At 69.5% G+C, this 25,909-nt stretch carries 30 protein-coding genes; 15 read left to right on the plus strand and 15 right to left on the minus strand.

Going from position 1 to position 25,909, the window contains the following annotated elements:
- The first annotated feature begins 73 nt into the window (after positions 1–73).
- On the plus strand, positions 74–757 hold the full coding sequence (locus ACIHCM_RS29060) for a DUF1707 domain-containing protein (RefSeq protein ID WP_399902007.1): 684 nt from the start codon (positions 74–76) through the stop codon (positions 755–757).
- Between the two features lie 173 nt (positions 758–930).
- On the plus strand, positions 931–1,308 hold the full coding sequence (locus tag ACIHCM_RS29065; RefSeq protein WP_399902010.1) for a WhiB family transcriptional regulator: 378 nt from the start codon (positions 931–933) through the stop codon (positions 1,306–1,308).
- 139 nt (positions 1,309–1,447) lie between these two features.
- On the opposite strand, the gene glpX is transcribed toward ACIHCM_RS29065, so the two are convergent.
- On the minus strand, positions 1,448–2,479 hold the full coding sequence (gene glpX, locus ACIHCM_RS29070; RefSeq protein WP_365450980.1) for a class II fructose-bisphosphatase: 1,032 nt from the start codon (positions 2,477–2,479) through the stop codon (positions 1,448–1,450).
- Positions 2,480–2,605: 126 nt separating this feature from the next.
- Here glpX and ACIHCM_RS29075 point away from each other — a divergent pair, with 126 nt between their 5' ends.
- On the plus strand, positions 2,606–3,142 hold the full coding sequence (locus ACIHCM_RS29075; protein WP_399902013.1) for a DUF4245 domain-containing protein: 537 nt from the start codon (positions 2,606–2,608) through the stop codon (positions 3,140–3,142).
- 73 nt (positions 3,143–3,215) lie between these two features.
- Here the strand turns inward: ACIHCM_RS29075 and ACIHCM_RS29080 are convergent, their stop codons facing one another.
- The 4 genes from ACIHCM_RS29080 to ACIHCM_RS29095 form a co-directional block, all read right to left on the minus strand.
- Entirely contained in the window at positions 3,216–3,806 is a 591-nt protein-coding gene (locus ACIHCM_RS29080; RefSeq protein WP_399902016.1) for a malonic semialdehyde reductase, read from the minus strand.
- A gap of 154 nt (positions 3,807–3,960) precedes the next feature.
- Entirely contained in the window at positions 3,961–4,203 is a 243-nt protein-coding gene (locus ACIHCM_RS29085; protein ID WP_399902019.1) for an exodeoxyribonuclease VII small subunit, read from the minus strand.
- A 9-nt stretch (positions 4,204–4,212) separates the two neighbouring features.
- Positions 4,213–5,421, minus strand: coding sequence for an exodeoxyribonuclease VII large subunit (gene xseA, locus ACIHCM_RS29090; RefSeq protein ID WP_399902022.1), 1,209 nt, complete (start codon positions 5,419–5,421; stop codon positions 4,213–4,215).
- 42 nt (positions 5,422–5,463) lie between these two features.
- Entirely contained in the window at positions 5,464–6,837 is a 1,374-nt protein-coding gene (locus ACIHCM_RS29095) for an APC family permease (RefSeq protein ID WP_399902025.1), read from the minus strand.
- Positions 6,838–6,954: 117 nt separating this feature from the next.
- Between ACIHCM_RS29095 and ACIHCM_RS29100 the strand changes: the two genes are divergently transcribed.
- Both ACIHCM_RS29100 and ppgK read left to right on the plus strand, forming a co-directional pair.
- A complete protein-coding gene (locus ACIHCM_RS29100) occupies positions 6,955–7,974 on the plus strand; it encodes a 4-hydroxy-3-methylbut-2-enyl diphosphate reductase (protein WP_399902027.1) in 1,020 nt (339 codons plus the stop codon).
- A gap of 132 nt (positions 7,975–8,106) precedes the next feature.
- Entirely contained in the window at positions 8,107–8,853 is a 747-nt protein-coding gene (gene ppgK, locus ACIHCM_RS29105) for a polyphosphate--glucose phosphotransferase (RefSeq protein ID WP_399902030.1), read from the plus strand.
- A gap of 29 nt (positions 8,854–8,882) precedes the next feature.
- Here ppgK and ACIHCM_RS29110 read toward each other — a convergent pair whose 3' ends face one another.
- Positions 8,883–9,500, minus strand: a complete 618-nt coding sequence (locus ACIHCM_RS29110; protein WP_399902033.1) for a DUF6542 domain-containing protein — start codon at positions 9,498–9,500, stop codon at positions 8,883–8,885.
- Between the two features lie 195 nt (positions 9,501–9,695).
- Between ACIHCM_RS29110 and ychF the strand changes: the two genes are divergently transcribed.
- Positions 9,696–10,784, plus strand: a complete 1,089-nt coding sequence (gene ychF, locus ACIHCM_RS29115; RefSeq protein WP_399902035.1) for a redox-regulated ATPase YchF — start codon at positions 9,696–9,698, stop codon at positions 10,782–10,784.
- A 120-nt stretch (positions 10,785–10,904) separates the two neighbouring features.
- On the opposite strand, the gene ACIHCM_RS29120 is transcribed toward ychF, so the two are convergent.
- Positions 10,905–11,297, minus strand: coding sequence for a DNA-binding protein (locus ACIHCM_RS29120; protein ID WP_399902038.1), 393 nt, complete (start codon positions 11,295–11,297; stop codon positions 10,905–10,907).
- A complete protein-coding gene (locus tag ACIHCM_RS29125) occupies positions 11,297–11,548 on the minus strand; it encodes a hypothetical protein (protein ID WP_399902041.1) in 252 nt (83 codons plus the stop codon). Before ACIHCM_RS29125 ends, ACIHCM_RS29120 begins: the two co-directional genes overlap by 1 nt.
- Positions 11,549–11,603: 55 nt before the next feature.
- Between ACIHCM_RS29125 and ACIHCM_RS29130 the strand changes: the two genes are divergently transcribed.
- Positions 11,604–13,841: a DEAD/DEAH box helicase gene (locus tag ACIHCM_RS29130; RefSeq protein ID WP_399902044.1), complete on the plus strand. Its 2,238-nt coding sequence runs from the start codon at positions 11,604–11,606 to the stop codon at positions 13,839–13,841.
- A 258-nt stretch (positions 13,842–14,099) separates the two neighbouring features.
- Here ACIHCM_RS29130 and ACIHCM_RS29135 read toward each other — a convergent pair whose 3' ends face one another.
- The 4 genes from ACIHCM_RS29135 to ACIHCM_RS29150 form a co-directional block, all read right to left on the minus strand.
- Positions 14,100–14,243: a hypothetical protein gene (locus ACIHCM_RS29135; protein ID WP_399902047.1), complete on the minus strand. Its 144-nt coding sequence runs from the start codon at positions 14,241–14,243 to the stop codon at positions 14,100–14,102.
- Between the two features lie 272 nt (positions 14,244–14,515).
- A complete protein-coding gene (locus ACIHCM_RS29140) occupies positions 14,516–14,650 on the minus strand; it encodes a hypothetical protein (RefSeq protein ID WP_399902050.1) in 135 nt (44 codons plus the stop codon).
- Positions 14,647–15,021: a CPCC family cysteine-rich protein gene (locus ACIHCM_RS29145; protein ID WP_399902053.1), complete on the minus strand. Its 375-nt coding sequence runs from the start codon at positions 15,019–15,021 to the stop codon at positions 14,647–14,649. The genes ACIHCM_RS29140 and ACIHCM_RS29145 overlap by 4 nt, the downstream gene beginning before the upstream one ends.
- Before the next feature lie 52 nt (positions 15,022–15,073).
- Positions 15,074–15,451 (minus strand): MazG-like family protein, encoded by a 378-nt coding sequence (locus tag ACIHCM_RS29150; protein ID WP_399902056.1) that lies wholly within the window; start codon positions 15,449–15,451, stop codon positions 15,074–15,076.
- Positions 15,452–15,646: 195 nt separating this feature from the next.
- Here ACIHCM_RS29150 and ACIHCM_RS29155 point away from each other — a divergent pair, with 195 nt between their 5' ends.
- The 5 genes from ACIHCM_RS29155 (at position 15,647) to ACIHCM_RS29175 (ending at position 19,124) form a co-directional block, all read left to right on the plus strand.
- On the plus strand, positions 15,647–17,059 hold the full coding sequence (locus ACIHCM_RS29155) for a condensation domain-containing protein (protein WP_399902058.1): 1,413 nt from the start codon (positions 15,647–15,649) through the stop codon (positions 17,057–17,059).
- A gap of 257 nt (positions 17,060–17,316) precedes the next feature.
- The gene (locus tag ACIHCM_RS29160; RefSeq protein WP_393109856.1) at positions 17,317–17,559 is read left to right on the plus strand and encodes a hypothetical protein; all 243 of its coding nucleotides are present in this window, start codon (positions 17,317–17,319) and stop codon (positions 17,557–17,559) included.
- A 159-nt stretch (positions 17,560–17,718) separates the two neighbouring features.
- A complete protein-coding gene (locus tag ACIHCM_RS29165) occupies positions 17,719–18,060 on the plus strand; it encodes a hypothetical protein (protein ID WP_399902062.1) in 342 nt (113 codons plus the stop codon).
- A gap of 166 nt (positions 18,061–18,226) precedes the next feature.
- Positions 18,227–18,523, plus strand: a complete 297-nt coding sequence (locus tag ACIHCM_RS29170) for a hypothetical protein (protein ID WP_399902066.1) — start codon at positions 18,227–18,229, stop codon at positions 18,521–18,523.
- Positions 18,524–18,779: 256 nt separating this feature from the next.
- Entirely contained in the window at positions 18,780–19,124 is a 345-nt protein-coding gene (locus ACIHCM_RS29175) for a hypothetical protein (protein ID WP_399902068.1), read from the plus strand.
- A 384-nt stretch (positions 19,125–19,508) separates the two neighbouring features.
- Here the strand turns inward: ACIHCM_RS29175 and ACIHCM_RS29180 are convergent, their stop codons facing one another.
- Positions 19,509–19,790, minus strand: a complete 282-nt coding sequence (locus tag ACIHCM_RS29180) for a hypothetical protein (protein WP_399902071.1) — start codon at positions 19,788–19,790, stop codon at positions 19,509–19,511.
- Positions 19,791–20,007: 217 nt separating this feature from the next.
- Positions 20,008–20,496, minus strand: coding sequence for a hypothetical protein (locus tag ACIHCM_RS29185; RefSeq protein WP_399902074.1), 489 nt, complete (start codon positions 20,494–20,496; stop codon positions 20,008–20,010).
- A gap of 473 nt (positions 20,497–20,969) precedes the next feature.
- Here ACIHCM_RS29185 and ACIHCM_RS29190 point away from each other — a divergent pair, with 473 nt between their 5' ends.
- Together ACIHCM_RS29190 and ACIHCM_RS29195 are read left to right on the plus strand one after the other, a co-directional pair.
- A complete protein-coding gene (locus ACIHCM_RS29190; RefSeq protein WP_399902077.1) occupies positions 20,970–21,782 on the plus strand; it encodes a hypothetical protein in 813 nt (270 codons plus the stop codon).
- Between the two features lie 75 nt (positions 21,783–21,857).
- Positions 21,858–22,130, plus strand: a complete 273-nt coding sequence (locus ACIHCM_RS29195) for a hypothetical protein (protein WP_399902080.1) — start codon at positions 21,858–21,860, stop codon at positions 22,128–22,130.
- 244 nt (positions 22,131–22,374) lie between these two features.
- On the opposite strand, the gene ACIHCM_RS29200 is transcribed toward ACIHCM_RS29195, so the two are convergent.
- Positions 22,375–23,130, minus strand: coding sequence for a chaplin family protein (locus tag ACIHCM_RS29200; RefSeq protein ID WP_399902083.1), 756 nt, complete (start codon positions 23,128–23,130; stop codon positions 22,375–22,377).
- A 767-nt stretch (positions 23,131–23,897) separates the two neighbouring features.
- On the opposite strand from ACIHCM_RS29200, the gene ACIHCM_RS29205 reads away from it, so the two are divergent.
- Positions 23,898–25,472, plus strand: coding sequence for a S8 family peptidase (locus ACIHCM_RS29205; protein WP_399902086.1), 1,575 nt, complete (start codon positions 23,898–23,900; stop codon positions 25,470–25,472).
- The last annotated feature ends 437 nt before the right edge of the window (positions 25,473–25,909 follow it).

Genomic DNA, 25,909 nt, shown 5'->3' on the forward strand with positions numbered 1-25,909 from the left:
CTCAGTTCGAACGGCGGGTGCTCGCCCGGTCCCTGGGGTGTCGCGATCTATCGTGTTTGGGTACGCTGCTGTCGTGGACCTTCAGAAGCAGACCGCGGCAGGCTCCGAGCTCCGCGCCTCCGATGCCGACCGCGACCACTTCGCGGACATCCTGCGTGACGCCATGGCCGAGGGCCGCCTCACCGCCGAGGAGCACGCCGAGCGGGTGGAGGGCGTCTACGGCGCCAAGACGGTCGGCGAACTGGAGCCGTACGTGCGGGACCTGCCCGGCGTGCACCAGGCCCGGGCCACTCCCGCGTACACCCCCGTGCCGCAACGCCCCACGGCCGGCGCGATACCGGCGGACCCGGACGAGAACGTGGTCGCGGTCTTCAGTGCGGCGGTGCGCAAGGGCCGCTGGCGGGCGGGCCGCCGTATCCACGCGTACTCGGTCTTCGGCAGCGTCGAGATCGATCTGAGCGAGGCGGTCTTCGAGTATCAGCAGGTCGTCATCAAGGCCTGGTCCGTCTTCGGGAACGTCGAGGTCCGCGTGCCGGAGAACGTCTCGCTGCGCGGCTCCGGCGGTGGCGTCCTCGGCAACTTCGAGGTGGACAACCAGGACGCCGCCGATCCCGACGCGCCCGTCGTCTTCGTGGACGGCTGGGCCGTGCTCGGCAACATCGAGGCGCGGCCCAGGCGCGGGAAGCTCGTGGCGGACATCCTCGACCGCGTACAGCGCAAGGTCGACAAGGGCCTGCGCAAGCATCTCGACCGTTGACGGGTGCGAAGTCGCCTTCGGCCGAGGGTATCCGGCCACTCTCCGGCCGTTCCGGGCAGCGCATCCGAATGCCCTGATTCCGGTCGTTGGGGACTCCCTGCATAGGCGCGCGTACAGCGGGTAGACCTTGCTGCATCGTCTCTCGCTCGCGAAGCCGTCGTCAGGAGTAGACCGTGCTGCAACCGCCGCATTCGTCCCTGCAGGTAGCTGGCGTTCCGGCCCAGCGGGTGCCAGCGCGAGACAGGGACCAAGACGCCCCTTGGCACACGGAAGCCGTGTGCCGGCGCGACGAGGCCGGCCTGTTCTTCGCGCCCTCCAAGGAGCCCACCGCCGCCCGGCTCTCCCGCGAGGAGGCGGCCAAGCGCGTCTGCGCCCGCTGCCCCGTCATGGTCGAGTGCCGCGAACACGCACTCCTCCAGCCCGAGCCCTACGGCGTCTGGGGCGGCCTCACCGCCGCCGAGCGCCGCGTCGTCCTGGCCCGGCGCCGCCGCCGGGAAGTGGAACTGAAGAAGGCGGCCCGGGCGGACAGCCGCATAGCGGCAGCCGGCTGACCCCGAACCACACGGACGAAGGCGCCCCTTCCGCACAGGGGGCGCCTTCGTCGTGCCGGTCGGCCGGCGGGCACTTCAGGGGTGGGGCGGTGCGCGCGCCGCATCACTGCGGCGCCGCGCCACCCCGAAGATCAGGCCCCTACTTCGCCCGCTCGAAGTCGATCGCGCTGTACGCCCGCAGCTTGCTCAGCCGGTGCTCGGAGTCGATCCTGCGCACGGTGCCCGACTTCGAGCGCATCACGATGGAGTCCGTGGTGGCCGTCTCCGACCGGTAGCGCACCCCCCGCAGCAGCTCTCCGTCCGTGATGCCGGTGGCTACGAAGAACACGTTCTCCCCGGTGACCAGATCCTCGGTCGTCAGCACCCGGTCCAGATCGTGCCCGGCGTCGATCGCCCGCTGCCGCTCCTCGTCGTCCTTGGGCCACAGCTTGCCCTGGATGGTCCCGCCGAGGCACTTCACGGCACAGGCCGAGATGATCCCCTCCGGCGTCCCGCCGACGCCCAGCAGCAGGTCCACGCCCGTGCCCTCGCGCAGCGCCAGGATCGACCCGGCCACATCGCCGTCGGAGATCAGCTTGATGCGCGCGCCCGTCTCGCGGACCTCCTCGATGAGCCGCTCGTGCCGCGGCCGGTCGAGGATGACGACGGTCACGTCCTCCGGCGCGGACCGCTTGGCCTTGGCGACCCGCCGGATGTTCACCGAGACCGGCGCGTCGATGTCGACGAAGTCCGCCGCCTCGGGCCCGGTGACCAGCTTGTCCATGTAGAACACGGCCGACGGGTCGAACATCGACCCCCGCTCCGCCGCCGCGAGCACCGCGATGGCGTTGGTCATGCCCTTCGCGGTGAGCGTCGTGCCGTCGATCGGATCGACGGCGATGTCGCACTCCGGCCCGGTCCCGTCACCGACCCGCTCCCCGTTGTAGAGCATCGGTGCCTCGTCCTTCTCGCCCTCCCCGATGACGACGACGCCGTTCATGGAGACGGTCGAGACAAGGGCGCGCATGGCGCGCACCGCGGCACCGTCGGCGCCGTTCTTGTCCCCGCGGCCCACCCAGCGGCCCGCGGCCATCGCCGCGGCTTCGGTCACCCGGACCAGCTCCAGGGCGAGGTTGCGATCGGGGGCCTCGGAGGGCACATCGAGTTCGGACGGCAAGTGATGCTCGGTCATCGGAGCGCACCTTTCTGATACGACGACGGCCGGATGAGGGTTCGACGACGACTCTATCGTCAGAGCGACAGAATGAGCAGAGCCCCCCACGGATGAGCGGCCGGGGCACCTGCGACGATAGGAGGCGTGGCAGGTGTGAACGGCAAGCAGAACACGGTCCGGGACATGGTTCTCTCCCTGGGCCTGATCGTGCTGGCGGGATTGGTCATGTACCTCTTCATCCCGCACGACGACGACCAGGAACCAGACGTCAAACGGGTCGACTACCGGGTCGAGCTGCTCACGGCACGGCGCGCCGCCGCCTATCCGGTGGCCGCGCCGCAGGGCCTGCCGCAGGCCTGGAAGCCGACGTCGGTCCGCTTCGACGGCCAGGAGCACGACTCCTGGCACCTCGGCTTCCACGCTCCCGACGGGGAGTACGTCACGCTGAAGCAGTCCATGGACAAGCGGATCCCGTTCATCGAGGACACCACCCAGGGCGCGGAGGAGACGGAGGTCACCGAGGAGATCGGCGGCCGTACGTGGATCCGCTACACCGGCGGCCGGTACGACGCGCTCGTCCTGTCCGAGGACGACGACGCCAAGGGCACGACGACGGTGGTGGCGGGAACGGGCTCGTTCGAGCAGCTGGCGACGATGGCGAAGGCCCTGAGGACGTCGTGACCCTGCAGCCCGCGTGACATGGGAGAGGCCCCCGGCGCCGTACGCCGGGGGCCTCTCGCGTGCCGGGGGTCGCTCACACGGTGGTGACGACGTCCTCGTAGGCCAGTCGCGGCGAGCGCGCGGTCCACGCGTCCGGGCCCGGGCGGCCGATGTTCACGACCATCAGCGGAGTGTGGTCGTCGTCCAGGAACTCCTTGCGCACGCCCTCGAAGTCCAGGCCGGTCATCGGGCCGGCGGCCAGGCCGGCCGCGCGCACGCCGACGATGAAGTAGGCGGCCTGGAGGGCGGCGTTCATACCGGCCGCGCGCTCGCGGACCGGGCGTTCGGCGAAGAACGCGTCCTTGACCTGCGGGGCGTGCGGGAAGAGCTCCGGCAGCTCCTCGTGGAACTCGTTGTCCGCGGCGAGGATCGCGACCAGCGGGGCGGCGGCGGTCTTGGCCCGGTTACCCTCGGACAGGTGCTGGACCAGGCGCTCACGGGCCTCGGGGGAGCGGACCAGCGTGATGCGCAGCGGCGACTGGTTGAAGGCGGTCGGGCCGTACTTGACCAGGTCGTAGATCGCCTGCATCTGCTCGTCGGTCACCGGCTCGTCGGTGAAGGTGTTCGCGGTGCGGGCCTGGCGGAAGAGCAGGTCCTGGGCGGCGGGGTCAAGAACGAGAGACATGCGTGATCTTTCTCGGTGCTGCGTCGAATCTGTGTACTGCGCACGGATCCACTGACAGGTCGACGGTACGCCAAGTAAGTTCAACTTTCAACAAAAGCGGGCGCGCGGTGATCGGCTTCACACCGCGCCGCAGGTCAGCCCCGCGCCGCGCCGCTCACTCCTGTTCGGTCCCCGCCCCGGTCCCGGTCTGCGCCGACTCCTCGGCCAGCGCCGCGTCCAGCCGGGCCCGCGCGCCCTCCAGCCACCGCCGGCACACCTTGGCCAGCTCCTCGCCGCGCTCCCACAACGCGAGGGACTCCTCCAGCGTCGTACCGCCCGCCTCCAGCCGCCGTACGACCTCGATCAGCTCGTCCCGCGCCTGCTCGTAGCCCAGCGCCTCGTCCACCTTGCTGCTCATCCGCCCACCCTAAGCATCGACACGTACGGAGAACTCACCCTCGGCCACCCGCGCCCGCAGCCCCTCGTCCGCCGTCACCTCGTCCGGTGCGCGGACCACATGCCCATCCGCCTTCTGCAGCACCGCGTACCCCCGCTTGAGGGTCGCCGCCGGCGAGAGGGCCACCACGCGCGCGTGCGTGTGCGTCAGCTCCGACTCGGCCCGGTCGAGATGGTGCCCCAGACACCGCCGCCCGCGCTCGACCAGCGCCGCGACCTGTTCGGCCCGCTCGTCGATCATCCGGTGCGGGTCCTCCATGGACGGCCGCGCCAGCGCGTGCGCCAGTCCGCGCTCCTCCCGCTCGACGAACGCCGCCATGCACCGGCGCGCCCGGTCCCGCAGCTGCCGTACCCGCTCGAACTCCTCGCCGACGTCCGGTACGACCTTCTTCGCGGCGTCGGTGGGCGTGGAGGCCCGCAGGTCGGCGACGTGGTCCAGGAGCGGGTTGTCTGGCTCGTGGCCGATGGCCGACACCACGGGCGTACGGCAGGCCGCGACAGCCCGCACCAGCTGCTCGTCGGAGAACGGCAGCAGGTCCTCCACGCTGCCGCCACCCCGGGCCACGATGATCACGTCGACGTCCTGGATCTCGTCGAGCTCCTTCACCGCCTGCACGACCTGCGGCACGGCGTGCACTCCCTGCACGGCGACGTTGCGCACCTCGAACCGCACGGCGGGCCAGCGGTGCCGGGCGTTCTCCAGCACGTCCCGCTCCGCGGCCGAGGCCCGGCCGCACACCAGCCCGATCAGCTGCGGCAGGAACGGCAGCGGCCGCTTCCGCTCCGGCGCGAACAGCCCCTCGCCCGCCAGCTTCTTCTTCAGCTGCTCGAGACGCGCGAGCAGCTCCCCGACCCCCACGGGCCGTATCTCGGCGGCCCGCAACGACAGCTGCCCCCGCGGCGCGTACCACTCCGGCTTCGCCAGGACGACGACCCGCGCGCCCTCGCTCACCACGTCGGCGACGGCGTCGAACACCTGCCGGTAGCAGGTGACGCCGACCGAGATGTCGTACGACGGGTCCCGCAGCGTCAGGAACACCACGCCCGCGCCCGGCCGCCGTGACAACTGGGTGATCTGCCCCTCGACCCAGACCGCGCCGAGCCGGTCGATCCACCCCCCGATGAGCCGCGACACCTCACCGACGGGCAGGGGGGTTTCCGGGGACGTGTTGACTGCCATGCCGCGAGCGTAATGGGCGGCACCGACAAACCCGGCCCCTCCTCAGCCGCCGGACGGGCTCCGCCGGCCGGCCTGCGCCACCAGCACCACCACACCGATCACCAGCCACACCGCCCCCACCACCTGCGCGCTCCGCGACGCCTCCACGATGACCGCGATCGTGATCGCCGCGCCCAGCACCGGCACCAGCACATGCCGCCACCAGCTCACCGCGCCGCCCTTGCGGCGTACCGCGAACCACCCCACCACGCTCGCGTGCAGCAGGGTGAAGGCCGTCAGGGCACCGACGTCGACCACCGACACCAGGTGGTCCACACCGTCGTCCCGCCGGGCCGCCCACACCGCCGCGACCATCGTGATCACCGCCGCGCACAGCAGGGCCACCCGCGGCACCCCGGAGTCCGTCCGGGACAGGGCCCGCGGCAGCCTCCCGTCCCGCCCCATCGCGAACAGCAGCCGCCCCGCCGCGGCCTGCCCCGCCAGCGCCGCGAAGGCCGCGCCGAGCGCCTTGCTCGCGGCTACCAGATCGTGCAGCCAGGTCCCCACGGAGGCGTCCACGGCGTCGTAGAAGGCCGATCCCTGCCTGGCGGGCTCGGCGGCCAGCTCGGCGGACGACACCGGCTCCAGCAGGGCCACCAGATACGTCTGCGTGACGAACAGCACTCCCGCGAGACCGAGGCAGAACAGCACCGCCCGCGCCACCTGCCGCGAGCCGCCGGTCACCTCCTCGGCGAAGGAGGCGATCGCGTCGAAGCCGAGATACGACAGCACGGCGATCGACACGGCCCCGATGACCGCCGACACCGCGAACGCCCCTTGCGTCCCGTCCCCCGACAACGGCGACAGCCACGCCCGCTCGGCGCCCTTGCGCGCGAGGACGGCGCTCGCCGACACCACGAAGACGACCAGGACCACGATCTCCAGCGCGAGGACGAGGAGACCGACCCGGGCCGCCGCGCGGACGCCCCACAGGTTCAGCAGCGTCGTCACCACCACCGCCAGCGCCGTCCACACCCAGCGTGAGACCTCCGGGACCAGCGCCTCCATGGCGATGCCGGAGAAGAGATAGGCGACCGCCGGGATCAGGAGGTAGTCCAGCATCGCCATCCAGCCGGCTACGAAACCGGCCTCCCCGCCCAGCGCCACGCGCGCGTACGCGAACACGGACCCCGCCTGGGGGACCACCCGCACCATCTGCGCGTAGCTGAATGCGGTGAACGCCATCGCCACCGTGGCCACGACGTACACCAGCGCGACCGCCCCGTGCGACCGGGCGTCCAGGGTGCCGAAGACACCAACGGGGGCCATCGGCGCGATGAACAGCAACCCGTAGACGACCAGGTCCCGAAAGCCCAGCGTGCGCCGCAGGTCATGGTGCTCGTCCACCCTGGGCGCCGCCGTGCCGGTCTCGGACATCAGCAGCCTCCGGCGGTCGCGTACGTGGTGCCCTTCCCCACCCCTCCCGGCTCAAGGCCAGTCTCCCCAGGAACGTCACAAAGGCGCGATCTTTGACCCCCCGAACGCGGCCTTACGATGGGTGCCATGACTGCTTCGCCTGGCCGCCGTGTCCTGCTCGCCGCCCCCCGGGGCTACTGCGCGGGAGTGGACCGCGCCGTGATCGCCGTCGAGAAAGCCCTGGAGCAGTACGGCGCTCCGATCTATGTCCGACACGAGATCGTCCACAACAAGTACGTCGTCCGGACCCTGGAGAAGAAGGGCGCCATCTTCGTCGAGCAGACGGAGGAGGTCCCCCCGGGGAACATCGTGATGTTCTCGGCGCACGGCGTCGCCCCGGTCGTCCACGAGGAGGCCGAGCGCGGCAAGCTCGCCACCATCGACGCGACCTGCCCGCTCGTCACCAAGGTCCACAAGGAAGCCGTCCGCTTCGCGAACGAGGACTACGACATCCTCCTGATCGGCCACGAGGGCCATGAGGAGGTCATCGGCACCTCCGGCGAGGCCCCCGACCATATCCAGCTCGTCGACGGCCCCGGCGACGTGGCGAAGGTCGAGGTCCGCGACCCGTCCAAGGTCGTCTGGCTGTCCCAGACCACGCTGTCCGTCGACGAGACCATGGAGACCGTCGACGCCCTGAAGGAGAAGTTCCCGCAGCTGATCTCGCCGCCCAGCGACGACATCTGCTACGCCACCCAGAACCGCCAGCTCGCGGTGAAGCAGATGGGCGCCCAGGCCGAGCTCGTCATCGTCGTCGGCTCCCGCAACTCCTCCAACTCCAAGCGGCTCGTCGAGGTCGCGAAGCTCGCCGGCTCACGCGCGGCCTACCTCGTGGACTTCGCCGACGAGATCGACGAGGCCTGGCTGGAGGGCGTCTCGACGGTCGGCGTGACCTCCGGCGCGTCCGTCCCCGAAGTGCTCGTCGAGCAGGTGCTGGAGTGGCTGTCCCGGCGCGGCTTCGAGGACGTCGAGCTCGTCAAGGCGGCCGAGGAGTCCATCACCTTCTCGCTGCCCAAGGAACTCCGCCGTGACCTGCGCGAGGAGGCGGCGGAGCTGATCGCGCAGCGCAAGGCAGAAGTGGACTCCGGCGAGCGGTGAGCGAGCGGTGAGCCACGCGGCGGGGGGCGTGACGCCGGGCAGCGCCGCCGACGGTGGTCGCGGGCACCTGGCGCGGTGGCCGCGGTCGACCGTGGCCTCGTGACTGTCGGTGGTCCGTCGTAACGTGGTGCCATGCAGATCTTCGGCGTGGACATCGGCGGATCCGGGATCAAGGGCGCTCCTGTGGACCTCGACAGGGGTGAGCTCATGGACGAGCGTTTCAAAGTGCTGACCCCTCACCCGGCCACGCCGGACTCGGTGGCCGACGGCGTCAAGCAGGTCGTCGACCACTTCGGCTGGACCGGCCCGATCGGCGCGACGTTCCCGGGCGTCGTCACGGGCGGCGCCATGATCCGTACGGCGGCGAACGTCGACAAGGGCTGGATCGACAAGGACGCGCGCGTGCTGCTGGGCGACCGCCTGGGCGGCCTGGCGGTGACCGTGGTGAACGACGCGGACGCGGCGGGCATCGCCGAGATGGCCTTCGGCGCCGGGCGGGACCGCAAGGGCACGGTCATCGTGCTGACCTTCGGCACCGGCATCGGCAGCGCCGTCTTCACCGACGGCGTCCTCGTCCCCAACACCGAGCTGGGCCACCTCGAACTGCACGGGCACGACGCCGAGAAGCGAGCCTCCAGCAAGGCCAAGGAGGACCACGACATGTCGTGGGAGCACTGGGCGCACCGGGTGCAGCAGTACCTCGCCCACGTCGAGATGCTCTTCTCCCCCCAGCTGTTCGTCATCGGCGGCGGCGTGAGCCGCAAGGCGAGCAAGTTCCTGCACCACATCGAGGGCATCAAGGCGGAGATCGTGCCGGCCGAGCTGCAGAACAACGCGGGGATCGTGGGCGCGGCGATGAGGGCGGCGCAGGGGGGATAGGCCGGGGCCGGGGCCACCGGAGCGGCGCGTCACACAGGCGGTCGGCTGCGCACCGGTCGCCGCCGCATCTGCCGCACCTTCCGCACGGTCACGATCGACCCGGCCACAAGAGTCCCCCCGTACAACCATCCGGCCTGGGTGGCGAGCGCGGTGAACAGGCCCACGGCACGGCCACTCAGCCCCTCGCCGCTCTGGGCGACCGGCACAAGTCCCAGGGCGAAGGCGATCGGCACCACGATCGGCACGGTCACCAGGTCGACCCCCCGCACCCACACCGCCGCCAGCACACAGACCGGCAGGAACAGCACGCCGTAGACGACGAGCGACCGCCCGAACAGCAGCGAGTCGAGCAAACCGAGCGCCAGCATCACCGCCCCGCAGAACAGCCCGCAGCCGAGCCCCGTGAGCCGGGGGTTCGGCAGCCGCCGTACCGCCTGGACGATGGGCGGGGCAGACCGCCGTACCGCTGCCGGAGAGCGCGCCGCACCGGCGGGACGGCCCTTGGGCCGCGCTGCGGCGGGCTTGGCGGGCTGCGCCGCGGAGCCACCGCCTCCGGCGCCGCGCCGCGCCTGCGGGGGCAGGGGTGTCGGCGGCGAGGTACCGCGTCGCGGTCCGTGCTGAGTAGAACGCGCCCTGTGTTGCTCCACTAGGCCAACTTAGGTCGATTAATGTGCCAAATAGGCCGTCCGACACGCCGTTGGGCAGAGCTTGGCCAAGCGTTCGACAGGGCGCCCGGCCGGATGCCGGTACCCCGTAAACTGGTGGATCGGCCCGCCGGTCCCCGGCTCCCGGCCCTTGGCCCCCCGGCCCCCATGCCCCTCTCACGTACGGGAAGTCGCAACGTGTCGCTCACGATCGGAATCGTCGGTCTGCCGAATGTCGGCAAGTCGACCCTGTTCAACGCCCTGACCAAGAACGACGTGCTGGCGGCCAACTACCCGTTCGCCACGATCGAGCCCAACGTCGGCGTGGTCGGCGTCCCCGACCCGCGGCTGGCGAAGCTGGCCGAGATCTTCTCCTCGGAGCGGGTGCTGCCGGCCACGGTCGACTTCGTCGACATCGCGGGCATCGTGCGGGGCGCGTCCGAGGGCGAGGGCCTGGGCAACAAGTTCCTGGCGAACATCCGCGAGTCCGACGCGATCTGCCAGGTCATCCGCGCCTTCAAGGACGAGAACGTCGTCCACGTCGACGGCAAGGTCTCGCCCAAGGACGACATCGAGACGATCAACACCGAGCTGATCCTGGCCGACCTCCAGACGATCGAGAAGGTGCTGCCGCGGCTGCAGAAGGAGTCGCGCATCAAGAAGGACGTGGCGCCCAAGGTCAAGGCGGTCGAGGAGGCCAAGGAGATCCTCGAGAAGGGCGACACGCTCTTCGCGCACGGCATCGTGCAGGGCACCGAACGCAACGAACTCCTCCACGACCTCCACCTCCTCACGACCAAGCCCTTCCTCTACGTCTTCAACGTCGACGAGGACGAGCTGACGGACGAGACCTTCAAGAACGAGCAGCGCGCCCTGGTCGCCCCCGCCGAGGCGATCTTCCTCAACGCCAAGCTGGAGGCGGACCTCGCCGAGCTCGACGAGGACGAGGCGCTGGAGCTCCTGCAGTCCGTCGGCCAGGAGGAGCCGGGCCTCGCGACCCTCGCCCACGTCGGCTTCAACACCCTCGGCCTGCAGACCTACCTCACGGCCGGCCCCAAGGAATCCCGCGCCTGGACCATCAAGAAGGGCGCCACCGCCCCCGAGGCCGCCGGAGTCATCCACACCGACTTCCAGAAGGGCTTCATCAAGGCCGAGGTGATCTCCTTCGGCGACCTGGTGGAAACAGGCTCGGTCGCCGAGGCCCGCGCGAAGGGCAAGGCCCGCATGGAGGGCAAGGACTATGTGATGCAGGACGGGGATGTGGTGGAGTTCCGCTTCAACGTGTGACGTCTCGTCAAGAACTGTACCCGCCCCGCCTGTTGGCGGGTCGGGCACAGGCGTCTGCCGGTGTGGAGCCCTTGCCCCGCGATGTGGGGCAGCGGCAGGTCCGGTCCGCGTCAGGCTGCCTCAGACCTTGACGACCTCCACGGAAGGGCCGCACAGGAGTGTCAGATCCTCGGGGTCGGACGTGAGGACGGTGACCGGCCGGGGTGCGTTGCGGGCGATGACCGCGAAGGCGGCATCGATGGCGTACTTGTGGCCGTGGAGGTCATGGGCACGCAGGAGCACGGCGGCCTGGTCGGTGATCTCCTTGGTGACGTCGTGAACGTCGACGCGGGAGAGGACCCACTTGATGCGGGCCGGGTGGATGCGGTCGTAGTCGGCCTCGAGGGTGGTCATGGCGCTGGTGGTGACGCGAATGCCTTCTTCCGACGCCGCTTGGACCAGAGCCACGACGGTCCGGTCCTTGCGGTAGAGCTTCGAAAGTCCTTCGCTGCCGAGCAGGAGGGTGCCGGGCATCAGGCGGCGGCCCCGCCGGCCTGCCGGTGGTCGTGGCGCAGCTGCGCCCGGGCGGCCTCGACCTCCTCGCGGGTGAGGGCTTCGTTGTCGGTCTCGAAGTCGGCGACGATCTCCCGGAGCTTGTCCATGGCGACCCGCTGTTCGAGTGCCTCGGCTACGTAGGCGGAGAAGCCGCCGGGGCCCACGTGGGCGCGTACGGCCTCGGCGAGGTCCTCGGGCAGGCTGATCGAATACTTCCTGCTACCACTCATGGTGCCGATCCTACCGGCGGTCGTAAGAGGTCGGGACTGTAGACGGATACCCGTCATGGATCGGTGCCCGCGATGGGAGGATGCGGGGACGGTGCAAGAGGGGCGGGAAGCGTTGGGGCGTGGCGAGCGGGACACGGTCGCGAGGGGAGTGCGACTGTACGACGCGGCACAGGCAGTGATCGGTGACCACGGTAGGGCCGTCGAGGCGGTGCGGGCGGCGCTGAAGCCGATTCACGACGCGGCTGTCACTCGCGAGCTCGAGGCCATCCCCGTCACCCGGCTGCAGGACGTCACCGAAGGACGCCTGCGGCTGGGACACGTCGAGAAGAGCGGCCTTGGCACGGTGGGCCGTGTTCTCGAAGCGGGTCCCTATCGGTTGCGGCAGATTCCCGGTGTCGGGCAGCGCACCGTCGACCAGATCCTTGCCGCTGCTCGCCGGCTTTCCGAAGCGGTGCACGAGACGGTGGCCGTCCACATTGACGTGGACCGGCCGGAGCCGAGCACCACCGCGCTCGTCATGGCCCTGCATGTACTGGTGGAAGCCGGCCCGGAATCCCGGCGCGCGGTGGACCGAGCCGCAGCCCTGTCGGAACGGCTCGGCCCGTTGCTGGTCGACGCGAAGCCCGCCACCGGGCGCTTCAGGATGCTGCTGGCCGGCCAGGAGAGGAAGGCACGTGCCCTGGCGGCGGTCGACGAGATCCGCTCACTCGTGGACGAAGCAGAGCGGGCCGACCTGCCTGAGCTGCTCGCTCAAGCCTCGGTGGACCTGCTACGTGGATCTTCGTCCGACGTCGCGGCATGGGTGGACTTCGAACTCCGCTCCGCGGAGTACTACAGCCTGCTCGCCGAGATCTCCGGGCGGCCGCCGGACACGGCAGCCGCCGAGGGGTTCTTGCCGGAGGAGATCGCCGAGCGGGTACGGACGCAACAGCTCGACGACTCGCATCGGCGGGTCTCCCTGCGCGGCTACCAGGCGTTCGGCGCGAGGTTCGCCCTTGCACAGCGCAAGGTGATACTCGGCGACGAGATGGGTCTTGGGAAGACCATCCAAGCGATTGCCGTGCTGGCACACCTGGCCGCCGAGGGGCAGAGTCACTTCATGGTCGTCTGCCCGGCCAGCGTTCTCGTGAACTGGACTCGGGAGATCGAGGCCCGCAGCGCCCTTCGCGTCATGGTGCTCCACGGACCCGACCGGCACTACGCGTTCGCCGACTGGAAGGGGCGGGGCGGGGTGGCGGTTACCACGTTCGACGCACTGCGCGGATTTCCGGCGCCGGGCGGCGGGGAGGTCGGGCTGCTCGTCGTCGACGAAGCTCACTCCGTGAAGAACCCGAAGACCAAGCGGTCTCAGTCGGTCGCCCTGTGGACGGAGCGTTGTGAGCGCAGCCTCTTCATGACCGGAACACCGATGGAGAACCGGGTCGTGGAGTTTCGCAACCTGGTCCGGATGCTCGATGGAGGGGTGGCGGATTCCCTGGGCGAGCGGGACGCTTTGCCGGGATCCGTCGCCTTCCGCAAGGCCGTCGCCCCGGTCTACCTGAGGCGTAACCAGGAAGACGTGCTGACGGAACTCCCGAGTCTTCAGCAGACCGACGAGTGGGAGGAGCTGAGCGCGTCGGACGAGGAGGCGTACCGCGATGCGGTGCGCGCAGGCAACTTCATGGCCATGCGCAGGGCTGCGTACATGCGCCCTGAGAGGTCGGCCAAGCTGGACAGGCTCCGCGAGATCGTTCAGGAGGCTGGCGAGAACGGGCAGAAGACCGTGCTCTTCTCCAATTTCAAGGACGTGCTGGGCGTGGTGAAGGGGGCGCTCGCTGTGGGTCCCACTGCCGGTACTCCGATGTTCGGCCCGCTTACCGGTAGCGTCCCGGCCGGGCGACGGCAGCAGATCGTCGACGACTTCGCCGGGGTCTCGGGACCAGCGGTGCTCCTGGCACAGATCCAGGCAGCCGGCATCGGCCTCAATATGCAGGCTGCCTCCGTGGTCATCATCTGCGAGCCGCAGATCAAGCCGACCATCGAACACCAGGCGGTGGCCCGGGCCCACCGTATGGGCCAGGTCAGGTCGGTTCACGTGCATCGTCTGCTCGCCACCGGAGGAGTGGACGAACGCATGGTGAAGATGCTGGAGGAGAAGGCCCGCCTGTTCGATGCCTACGCCCGCCGTAGCGCCGTGGCGGAAGCCACCCCGGACGCGGTCGACGTGTCGGACACCGAGCTGGCCCGCCGGATCGTTGAGGAGGAGCAGGCGCGTCTGGGTCTGAAGGATGGAAGCCCCAGGGCATCCGGGTGACGGTGCCCTCCGGTCCGCAACCTGTCCGCAGGACGCCCGCAAACGACCGTCGGGAGTCAACGCAGGCCGACGGAGAGATGGCTGGTCAGAGCGGTGTATGGGGCTCCGCCGCAGGTCAGGATCAGACCGCAGACATTCCGGTTCTACGTCTCATACGTTCGGCTAAAGGCCGTCTGCCCTGCTGCGGCGCGGGTCGGGCGGCCTATGTGCCCGCACTTCTCGCCGACGCCGACTGTGAGCGAGGCTGCGCGGGCCCGGCTACAGCAGTTGGGTCTCGAAGTCCGGGTGGTCGGCCCGAAAGTCCGAGCCGAGCTCGCTGATCGCGAAGCCCTTCGCCAGGTCGCGCCAGAAGGGCAGCACCATGGTGGGTGTGATGGCGTCGACGAGGTCGGTTCCGATCAATGTGGCCTGGCCCTCCGAGTCGGCGCACCGGACGGGCCTCTCCTCCGCCCCGGCCTCCCCGCACAGGTAGCACGTGCCGCCGGCGCCACAACCGGCTATCGGCTGGAGGGGGATCCTGGTAGGAAGGGCGAGTTCCTCGATGGGATCCCCGTGCTCGAGGTCGACATCTCCAGGCCGGGCCAGGCCAGCGCGGCGGCAAGGGCGGGCTCCTGCTCGATGCGGCGGAGTAGGTCGTCTCCGACTGCTGCTGGGCTCATGGCGTGACGAGTGGCTCACGGAGGCTTCGGCCTACGCGCGCCGTTACCGCCTTCGTCGGAGCCGATGCCGATCAGTTCCGCGCGGGCGTCGTACGACGGGCCGGTCAAGTCGTCGAGCTGCTGGATGAGTTTCTTGATGTGGGCGGTCATGGGTGGTCCCGGCGCCAGAAGGTGGGGAGCCACCAGCAGGGCACTGAGCGGTCGTCGGGCCACGGGGCACGGTCCTCGGCTTCCCGGTCCTCGAAAGAGTCGCGTGTCAGATCGATGGGGCGCCAGGCGGGGTCGAGCGGCTCGTCCTGGGCCGGGGGGCGGACGTACCGCCGGCCGTGCTGGTAGCAGGCGCCGAAGTCCTGGTAGCTGCGCTGGGACTCGATCAGGGAGAACTGATTCGCCCCGCCGGGCATGGTCGGCCGGCGGAATTGGACCCCGTCGTCCTCCCAGAGGCAGACGGGGCAGATCTCGTAGGAGCCGGGCGTAGTCTCGTCGCAGATCCGGCCGGCGTGCCACGGATTTCTCTGCATCGGCACCCCCGGCCAGTCCGTGTCACGTGGAGGCGTTGCCGGCCGAGGACGGTCAGGCCCCCGTCGAGCGGTGCTCCGCATCCAGCGTCGCTCCCGCAGCCTCCAACGCCCTCTGCGCCACCCGCTCCAGGTGCCGCGCGAACACCTCCCGCGCCTGCGGTGTCAGTGTGCGCAGGGCCACCAGTGCCGTGATCGTCACATCGCACAGTTCCGACTGAACGTCCTCCCAGGTGTGGCTCACGCCCTTGCGCGGGTTCTGGCCGGTCGCGCCGATCACCGCCTGGGCCGCCTCACCGACCTCCTCCTGGAGCTTGAGCATGCGCAGCAGGACCCCTTCGCGGCCGTTGACCGGCTGGTCCGCTTCCAGCCAGCGCCACAGCGCGTCGACGGTGGTCCACAACTCGGGCGATGCAGCGTCTCGTTCAGCCATGCCAGCAGGGTGCCATCTCCTCGTCGCGGCCCCGTGATCCGTATGACCGGTCAGCGGAACGGGCTCATCGTCGAGGTATCGCTTCACCGTTCGACATGTCACACGTCCCGCTGAAAAGTCCGCGACACAACGGTCACCGCGCGCGCACGGCCCCCCCTTGATCAAGCTGGTGTCTTCTGCGAAGGAGACGCCACCGTGCGAATTTCTGACATTCAGCGCTGTGAGGTCCGGCCCGGACGACTCGTCGAGTGGACGTTCAGCAAGGCGACCGTCGCGGCCGCGGCAGTGCTGCCGCCGGATCCGCGGCCGCCGGCATACATCCAGGAGTCGCACATCAGGACGGCGCGATCGGTGCGGGAAGACGGATTGTTCGTACCGACCTGGCTGGGCACCGCGTTCGACCTGCCCGGCCGGGTCGACCTCGACGCGCTCGAACAGGCTTTGCGTGACTGGACGATGCGCCACGAGACGTTGCGCAGCGGCTTCAGGTGGTCCGGCGACGACATGCACCGTTTCACACTGCGCGGCAACGACGTGTCGCTGCGGCGCGAGGAGATCGGAGACTTCGCAGAAACGGAGACGCTGACGCGGTACTTGCAGGATCGATTCGACGTCGCCGCGGACGCGCTCGGCTGGCCGAACCTCATCTACGCGGCGGTCGTCCGCGACGAATCCACCAGTGTGTACATGGCCTTCGACCACACCAACGTCGACGCCTACTCCCTGCAGCGCATCCCTGACGAGATCCACGAACTCTACGTCGCGGGCGTCACGGGGAGGCCCATCGCCGGTACGGCCGCGGGAAGTTACGTCGACTTCTGCCAGCAGGAACGGGCCGACGCGGACGGGATCGACGACACCCACACCATCGTCGCGCGCTGGCGGGAGTTCATCGGCCGCTGCGACGGGAGGCTGCCGGAGTTCCCCGTCGATCTGGGGCTGCGCCCCGGAGATGCTCTGCCCGCCCAGAAGCTGGTGTGTGAGCCGCTTGTCGACGCGGAGGCCGCGGCCGCGTTCGAGGCGCGCTGCCGGCCCTACGGCGGCAGCCTGGTGGGCATTCTGGCCGCGACCAGTCTGATCGTGCACGAACTCGGCGGGCAGCCGGTCTACCGCACGGTCGTGCCCTTCCACACCCGGTTGAAGTCCGCGTGGTCGGACTCCGTGGGCTGGTACGTCGGCGGTGCCCCCATCGAAGTGCCCGCGGCGCGCGACTTCGACGCGGCGCTGGAGACGGTCCGCGCCGAGCTACGGGCCAACCGGTCGCTGGCGCGCATTCCACTGGCGCGTGTACTGCGGCTGCTGGGCAAGGACTTCCGCCCGACCTCGCCCGACATGTACTCGATCGTCTCCTACGTGGACGCCCGCCTCATCCCGGGTTCGGCCCGCTGGACCGAGAAGAGGGCGTACGGGCTGATCCGGGTGTCCTACGGCGACCAGGTGTGTGCCTGGGTCAACCGGCTGCACGAGGGACTCTGGTTCGCCTGCCGCTACCCGGACACCGACGTCGCCTACAAGAACGTGCGGCGGTACGTCGAGGGACTGCGGGACCTGATCGTCTCCACCCCGGCGCGCGATCATCTCAGGGCCGCGGAACTGGAATTCTCCTGACGCGATTGCTCCGTCTTTTCAGCTGAGTTGACAGGGGTGCCGAGCCGTCGCCACCCCTTCTTCTCGCGGCTTGACAGCACAAGTCGCACGGTAATCCAGCCTTTTATACGGTCAATTGGCATCCATCCGGTGATGGTGTGAGCCGGTGCCCCTCGAAGGGGCGCCGAGTGTGGAAAGCCGCGAATGATTACTGCTAGTGTCTGCGCAGTCACGGTAGGCAATCAGCCTCGATGTACGAGCGAAGAACCGAGGGTTCCATGCGCAAGCTTCAGCAGGTCGTGATCGCAGCAGTGGCGGCGGGCGGCCTGTCCGCCGTCGGCGCCGGCACCGCTACCGCCGACACCCCCGACAGTGGCGTGCGGTTGACCGACCTCTACCGGCCCTACCAGGAGTGCAGCCCGCAGACGGTGTCCGAGAACGACATCCCGATCGGTGTGCTCGGACTCGCCGGCACCGTGGACACGGCCTGCGGTCAGTACAACAACGCCTTCACCGGCTGAGCCAGGCGGCGTCGTCGTCCCGGCGCTCGGTGCGGGACTCTGCGGGATCAGCCTCGAAGGGCCCCCTTCCCCGGGCCGGTTGTCCGAGTGTCGAAGACAGTGCCCGGCGCGCCCGGTGTCCGAGCGTGCCGGGCATTCCTACGAAGGGAAGCGCATCACATGTTCAGCAGGAAGAAGATCGCCATTGTCTCGGTGCTCGCCGGTGGCCTCGCCGTGGCCGTCACGGGTACGACCCATGCGAATGTCGCGCCATCGCCGGGTGGCTGCACGAACGACCTCCTGGGCGGCATTTCCTGCACCCAGCGGATCCAGGGCGTGATCCCCGAGGACGGTGTGATCCCCCATCAGGAGACCTGTGTGCCGGTGAAGCCGCTCACGCTGCCCGCCGCCTGGGGGACCGGATCGACGCGAATCGGACCCGAGGTGACCTGTTCCCCCACGACCACGGGGGCGGCTGATGAAGCTGACGGCGTGCAGGAGACCTTCGGCCTGACGCGCTGAGTTCAGGAGGCGAATTCCTCCGGCCGGCGGGGTCCTTGCCGCGGAACAAGCGACTGGGCCGACACGACAGCCGTGGCGTAGATCCTGAGATGTGACGAAATGTGCGTATATGATCACAGGCAGTAGTCAAGCCGGGCTTCCTGCCTGGATAAGAAGGGATCATTTCATGCACAAGTTGCAGCGTGTTGCCGTTGTAGCCGTCGCGGTCGCAGGGCTGTCCGCTTTCGGTGCCGGGGTCGGCTTCGCCGGTGAGGGAGACGTGGCTCCGCCGGTCACCGCCGTGGCCAACTCGTCGGCCAGTGCCGTTGCCGTCGGCGGTGGTTACTACGCGCAGCCGCAGGCCGCGCCGCAGGCTGCCCCGCAGCCCGCGCCCGAGCAGCACAAGAGCACCGAGCCCGAGCAGGACTACGGCCAGCACGGCGAGGGTGAGCACAACGAGGGCGAGCACGGCGAGGGCCAGTAAGGGCGTATCGCATCTCCGCAGCGGCCTGATCCCAACTCGGCCTGTCGAGCGGTGTGCTGAGTGACAACCGTGGCGAAGGCAGCCCGGACGCGTGGCAGTCCATGACTGTGTGCGTCCGGGCTGCGGCTATACCACCGCCGGGCGCGGCTGACAATGCGTCCAGGCGCAGAACGACCGGTTTCGACCATCACAGGCCCGGGCGCACACCGGTGAATGGCAAAGGCGCCCGGGCCTACGTCGTAAAGGAATGCAGCACATGTTCACTGCGCAGAAGATCGCCACCATTTCGGGGATCGTCGGAAGTCTCGCCGCCATCTGTGCCGGCGCCGGAAACGCATACGCGGACGGACGCTCGGGCCAGTGCGAAAGCACCACCCAGGGCGGCACGGTCTGCGTTCGCAAGAGCGAGACCCGCACGGACAAGGGCGGCGAGCATGTCATCAGGCAGGAGCAGGAGTGCTCGACGATCGACCGGCCGAACATCGTGTTCCGCGACGAAGCGCTGCTGGACGGCGGGTCGGCCAGTGTCGGGCCGGTCGTGGACTGCTCCAACACGGCGCGGCTGCCGGAAGGCTTCAAGAAGCCGCGCGTCGAGCTCTGAGCGCAACGGCGAATGCCGGGCCGGGATCCTTCCCGGCCCGGCATTTCTCTTTTGTGGCGCCGCACTGTGCGGCCGCGCGCCGGGCCCCGCCGCTCTGTGCGACCGGTGCTGCTGCGATGCGTGGTGGGAGGCGTTTCCCCCCTGGCGCCTTTTGCCCTCCGAGGGTTGTGGAGGAGCTCCTCGCGAAGTGGGGGGAGGCGGGCTTCGTTCTGTGCGCGGGTGAGTGCCGGCGACAGATATCACGCAAAGGGAACGTGCTCCGGGGGACTTGCGTTATTCCCGCATCACCCCGAAATCCGCGGGCACATGCAGATGGTCCCGGCGCCTAGCCCTGAGGCCTGGTGCCGGGACCATCTAGTTGCCGACTGTGCGCCGGCCGGAGTTTCAGAAGGCGCTGTTGTTGCAGCCCATGGTCGAACCGATGTGGGTGGACTGGGCGCCCGGGTTGCCCTCGCCGTTGAGCCCGTTACCCAGCAGGCCGTTGAGCAGGCCGACCTGGCCAAGGATGTCGAGGTTCAGGTCGTGCGACTTGCACTGGGAGCTCTGCGTGATGTTGAACTTGTCGCCGTCCTTGCCCTTGCCCTGGTCGGCGTGGGCCGTGCCGCCCACGAGGCCGATGCTGCCGATTGCGGCGACCAGGACGGCAACGTTGCGAAGCTTGCGCATGTCATCTCCGGTGGAGGTGGGGTGGTTGCGATCTGTGGAAGATCGACTTTTTACAGTTCCTGGAGATTAATACGAAATGCGGCAAAGCGGGCATCGACGCGCCGATCTTGCAAGTGCGGAGCAAAAACACCCGAAAGCCGTATCGCATGTCAACTGGCCTGCACACAAGGCGTCGAGGCACCGGTGCCGTGCGGCGACGCCTGGCTCTCCGACAGCGTTAGCGGGCGCGGGCGTGGGCGAAGGAGTTGGCCTGGCTGTTGGCCTGCGTGCAGTCGACGCCGCGGGTCTGGGAGGCGGCGAGCAGCGCGACCGGGACGTTCGCGTTGAGCAGGTTCTGCGGGCTGCACTCCTGAGACGGGCGGAACAGGTTGGCCTGGCCCACCGGGCCGCTCTGCCCGGCAGGTGCCGCCTGCGGCGCCTGCGGAGAAATCTGCGGGCTGATCTGCGGGTTCAGCTGAGGGTTGACCTGCGGGCTGACCGAGGTGCCCCGCGGCGGAGCCGCCTGCTGCGGAGCCGGCGAGCCATAGGTCTGCGCGGACGCCTGCGAGGAGGTCGCCGAGGTGGCCTGGGCGTCCGGCTGGGAAACGGGGGGCGGCGCGGCCCCGTCGTAGGCGAGGGGTGTGGCGGCGGAACTTGGGCCGGCGCCGACGGCGGACAGACCACCGGCTGCTGCGACGACGAGCGCGACTCGCTGAAGTTTGCGCATGAAATCCTCGGCCCTTCATTGACCTGTGCACGGAACCTTGTGAAATGCAGAAGGGGCGGCGCGGTTGGCGCAGTTGAGTTGTCCGAAGGGGCTGCGACAGACCATCCATCCTTCCTGCCCGTGGGGAACGAGGTGAGCGCGAAGCCAGATACGGGCCGTCTGTCGTGGTCACCCATTTGACGCAAGGGTGCGGGGGGCCGGCCCGAGTGACGTGCCGTTAGTGGCAAATGGGTGACGGGTCATGGCGCGCCGTGACCACCGCGAGGAAAACCTCGTTCCACGTGGGGAGGGCAGCGACCGTGGACCCGAAGACGCGTGAGGGAATGTGCTGCTGGCTCCTATGCGAAGTCCGCGGGCTCCTCAAGCTTGACCGCTGCTGACGGTGCAGTTGCGAGTGTCGCGCCGAGTGCACGCGTGACGGCGCACTGAATGCAATGGATCACCAATTCAGGTATCGAAGGGCCGAGGGTTTCATGCGCAAGCTTCACAAGGCCGCGCTCGTTGTAGCGGCGGCCAGCGGTCTGACCGGTGTCGGTGCCGACGCCAGCCATGCCACTGTCCCCGCCGGATACGGCGGTGCGGCTCCGATGGCGGCTCCCGACTACCCGGCCCCGCAGGGCGCCCCGCCGCCCGGTCCTACCGCCTCGGCCGCGGCGCAGGGGACGGCACAGGGAACCGCACAGGCCGCGCAGCCGTACCAGCAGCCTGCCCCGCAGTATCAGCAGCCGGCTCCGCAGTACCAGCCCGCTCCGCAGTATCAGCAGCCGGCTCCGCAGTATCAGCAGCCTGCCCCGCAGTACCAGCAGTACCCGCAGCAGGCCGCCCCTCCGGCGCCGCAGCAGTCCGGGCACGCCTACGCCGCGGCCTCGTCGCAGGGAACCGCGCAGGCCGCCACGCAGCCGTACCAGCAGCCGGCTCCGCAGTACCAGCCCGCTCCGCAGTATCAGCAGCCTGCCCCGCAGTATCAGCAGCCGGCTCCGCAGTATCAGCAGCCTGCCCCGCAGTACCAGCCGCAGGCCCCCCAGCCGCAGCCGGCCCAGGTCGTGCCGCAGGTCATGCCCCAGGTCATGCCGCAGGTGGCCCCCCAGGTGGCCATGCCCCAGGCTTTCGCCCCGGAGCCCCCGATGCAGGTCACTCCGCAGGTGAACCCGCAGGTCAACCCGCAGCTGAACCCGATCGTCAGCCCGCTCATCTCCCCCGGGACCGCACCGCAGTTGGCGCCGGTCGGCCTCGGGCAGATCGCGGCGCCGCCCGTCGGTCAACTGGGGCTTCCCCAGCTCGGCTGACCGGCCTCCCCGGTGCCGCCCGCAATCTCAACACCACGTGTTGCAGACCCCACCCGCTCGACCAACGGAGAACCAATGCGCAAGTTTCAGAAGGCCGTCCTCGTGAGCGCCATGCTCGGCAGCGTCGGCTCCTTCGGCGCCGGCACCGCCGTCGCCGACGAGCCGTACAGCGACCTCGACATCACGCAGGGCATCGAGTGCCGCTCGCACGACATGAACATCGAGGTGCTGGGCAGCATCGGCGCCCTCACCGGGCTGGCCGGCAACATTCTGAACGGTGAGGGCAACCCGGGGGCGCAGCAGAACCACCTCGGCTCGGACATGGGCTGCAACAGCCAGGCGCTCTGACCTGGACGACCCCCAGGGGCACTTCGTCTCGACGACGATCGCATCAGAGAGAGGGACGCCGGCATCGGCCGGCGTCCCTCTCTCTTGCCTCTGTCCAACCGCGTTCCGGATACCGGATGCCACTCCGACTCGTCCTCGATCGGGAGCCGGTGCGGGATGTGCGGAAACAGACCGCCGCCGCCCCGGCGCTTTGTCAGCGACGGTGACGGCGGCTTGACCTGACAGGTGCTGATCGAGATCAGTATCAGTGGGTGCGGGCCGGGCGGAAACGGCGGTACAGCGTCGCGCCCGTGACGAGGAGCGCGGCGCTGCCGGCGACGGCGGACGCCGTGAGGTCCGCGCCGGTGTGGGCCAGCGTGGGAATCTCCAGGTCCGCGCCGGGCTCCTCCTGGACGAGGGGAGGCTCCACGACCGGAGGCTGCGGCGCCGGGGTTTCCGTTACCGGGGGCTTGGGTGTCGGGGTGTTCGGAGCCGGGGTGCTCGGTGGCTGGAGGGTCTCCTCCCCGGGGCCGTTGACCGACTGGTTGCCGAAGACCGGGTTGCCCAGGCCGACCACGTTGACACTGTTCCCGGAAACGTTCACCGGCAGGTCGATGGGGAGCTGGATGCCGTTGCCGGAGATCAGCCCGGGCGAATCCGTGACGACGGCCTCGGCCGTCGCACCGCCGGACGTGGCCGAGCCGCCGGTGGACTCCGTGCTGGAGCTGTCCGCCGATTCGCCGCTCGTCGCCGAACTGTCCGTGTCCTTCGCACCGCCGGCCTTCGCCGCGCCCTTGTTCGAGCAGGTGTTGCCCGCGGCCGGGTTGAGCAGACCTACGACGTCCACCGTGTTGCCGCAGATGTTCACCGGCACGTCCACCGGGAGCTGGATGGTGTTGCCGGAGGCCAGCCCGGGCGAGCCGGCCGCCGCACCTTCGGCACCGGCTCCGTCGGCCGCGAGGGCGGTGGACACCGGGAGTGCCATGACCATCGCACCGGACGCGGCGACGACGGCGAACACACCGTTTCGGGTAGCCCGTCTCATAGGTTTCCTGCCTTCCTGACTTCATCGCGGGCACTCACCCGCACCTCATAAACGCAGGTGCGCCATTCAAGTTATGGGTGCCGTCCTGGAGGCACCCTCGGGCACCAGTTCTTCAGACTTCTTGACCGAGCGGCAGGAGCCGGATGAGGGACTCCGGAAACGAAACGGGGCCTCCCTGGAGGAGGTTCCCGAGGGGTGTCGGTTCCGAAATTTCGGCGTGGGTCGACGCGGATTTCGGGTAAGGGGCTGCCTGAGCTGGGGAAACGGAAAGAAGTGCGGTGGCTGCCGCAGTGACAACTGCTGGCAGAAGAAGCGTCCTCATAGCTCTCTCAACGAGACCTGATGCAAATGGTTCGGAAGTAGGAGCGAGGGTCACCGTGTAGCGCGCAACAATCTTATTACCCGCGAATTCACGGGAGCGGCGCGTGATCTGGAGCGGGCGGAACGCCGCCGTCGTCGACAGCGGGATGTGCGGGAGGCCGGCGGCCCCGGGGCGTCGCGTCCGAGGGCTGAGCGGCAGGCGCCTCTCCCGGGGCGTAATCGGCTTCGGGATGCTCTTGACGGGCCATCATGTCGGGTCTATGGCGGGCAAGTTACGTTCGTGCACGGCCCTTGTGCAATTCCTGTGGAAGCCTCAATCTTTCGGCTGACGCACAGGTGAGCGCCCAGTCATTGTCATGCCCCTGCTCATCTGGGCGTCGACCCCCACACCAACGCACCACCGATTGAGGAGGACCCCTCAGATGGCAGTGATGCGTACTCCCCGCCCCACCACCCGGCGAAGACTGGCCGCGATCGGCGCCCTGACCAGCGCCGCACTCGCCGCGGGACTCGTCTCCGCGCTGCCCGCCGGGGCGGCCGAAGGCCACATCCAGTACGAGGGCGCGGCGAACGCCGTCGCCGACAGCTACATCGTGACCCTGAAGGCGGACCGGGCGCGCTCGGGCTCCGCCGAGGGACGCGCGCTGGCCGAGAAGTACGGCGCCACCATCGAGCGCACGTACAAGAAGGCCCTCAACGGCTATGCGATCGAGGCCTCCGAGACCGAGGCGAAACGTCTCGCCGCCGACCCGGCCGTCGCCTCCGTGGTCCAGAACCGCACCTTCACGATCGACGGGACCCAGCCCAGCCCGCCCTCCTGGGGCCTGGACCGCATCGACCAGCGCAACCTCCCGCTGAACAGCTCGTACACCTACCCGGACTCGGCCGGTCAGGGCGTCACGGCGTATGTCATCGACACGGGCGTCCGCATCACCCACAGTGACTTCGGGGGCCGCGCCTCCTACGGCTACGACGCCATCGACAACGACAACACCGCCCAGGACGGGCACGGCCACGGCACCCACGTCGCCGGCACGGTCGCCGGCAACGCCTACGGCGTCGCCAAGAAGGCGAAGATCGTCGGCGTCCGTGTGCTGAACAACTCCGGGTCCGGCACGACCGCCCAGGTCGTCGCCGGTATCGACTGGGTCGCCCAGAACGCGGTCAAGCCGGCCGTCGCCAACATGTCGCTCGGCGGCGGCGCCGACACCGCCCTCGACACCGCCGTACGCAACGCCATCGCCTCCGGGGTCACCTTCGCCGTCGCGGCCGGAAACGAGACCACCAACGCCTCGACCAGGTCACCCGCGCGCGTGACCGAGGCGATCACCGTCGGCGCCACCACCAGCACCGACGCCAAGGCGAGCTACTCCAACTACGGAACGGTCCTGGATCTGTTCGCCCCGGGCTCGTCCATCACGTCCGCCTGGAACAGCAGTGACTCGGCCACCAACACCATCTCCGGTACGTCGATGGCGACCCCGCACGTCGCCGGAGCGGTGGCGCTCCACCTGGCCGACAACCCCACGGCCTCGCCCGCCCAGGTGTCCAACGCGCTGACGTCCGCGGCCACCCCCAACGTCGTCACCAGCCCCGGCGCCGGCTCGCCCAACCGCCTGCTGTACGTCGGCGGCGGCAACCCGACGCCGCCCGGCCCGCGCTTCGAGAACACCGGTGACTTCGCCATCGCCGACAACGCGACGGCCGAGTCCCCGGTGACGGTCACCGGAGTGTCCGGCAACGCGCCCGCAGCGCTGTCCGTCGAGGTCCACATCGTGCACACCTACATCGGTGACCTCCAGGTGCAGCTTGTCGCCCCCGACGGCACGGCGTACACGCTCAAGGGCTACGGCACCGGCGGCAGCGCGGACAACATCGACGCCACGTACACCGTCAACGCCTCCTCCGAGGCCGCGAACGGCACGTGGAAGCTGAGGGTCAGCGACAACGCGCGGTACGACACGGGGCGGATCGACGCCTGGGCGTTGCAGTTCTGACGCCCGGTCGTCGTCCGTGATCGGTGACGTCTGACCGATTCCGGCGATCGTTTCCCCCGTTCGTTCTCGTCCCCGTGGTCCCGGGCGGTGCGCCCGCCCGCCGCGGGGACGAGGCCTGTCCGTCAGGAGACCTCGGGGTTGCCCGGGGTCGTCCGAGTCCTCGGGGCGCCCCGGACGTCGCCGTGACGGACTGCCCGGCCGATCCGATGGCCGGCTTCTCGGGCGCCGGCGCGCGAGGATGCCGGCCCCGGCTTGCGGCACCTGGCTTGGTGTCATCCCTTCCTCTCCCAGGGGCAGATGGACGTCGATGCGTCCTGCCGGGTCCCAGGCGCCGTCGGCCAGTCCTGGTCGGGCGCAGCCAGTCCGTACGGAGGCCCGGCGTACGGCGTGTGCCGTGGCCCGCGTGATCCGCGTTCCACCCCCGCTGGTCCCCGCAT

Origin of the sequence: Streptomyces sp. NPDC052023, from assembly GCF_044548465.1 — a bacterium.
GTDB lineage: Bacteria > Actinomycetota > Actinomycetes > Streptomycetales > Streptomycetaceae > Streptomyces.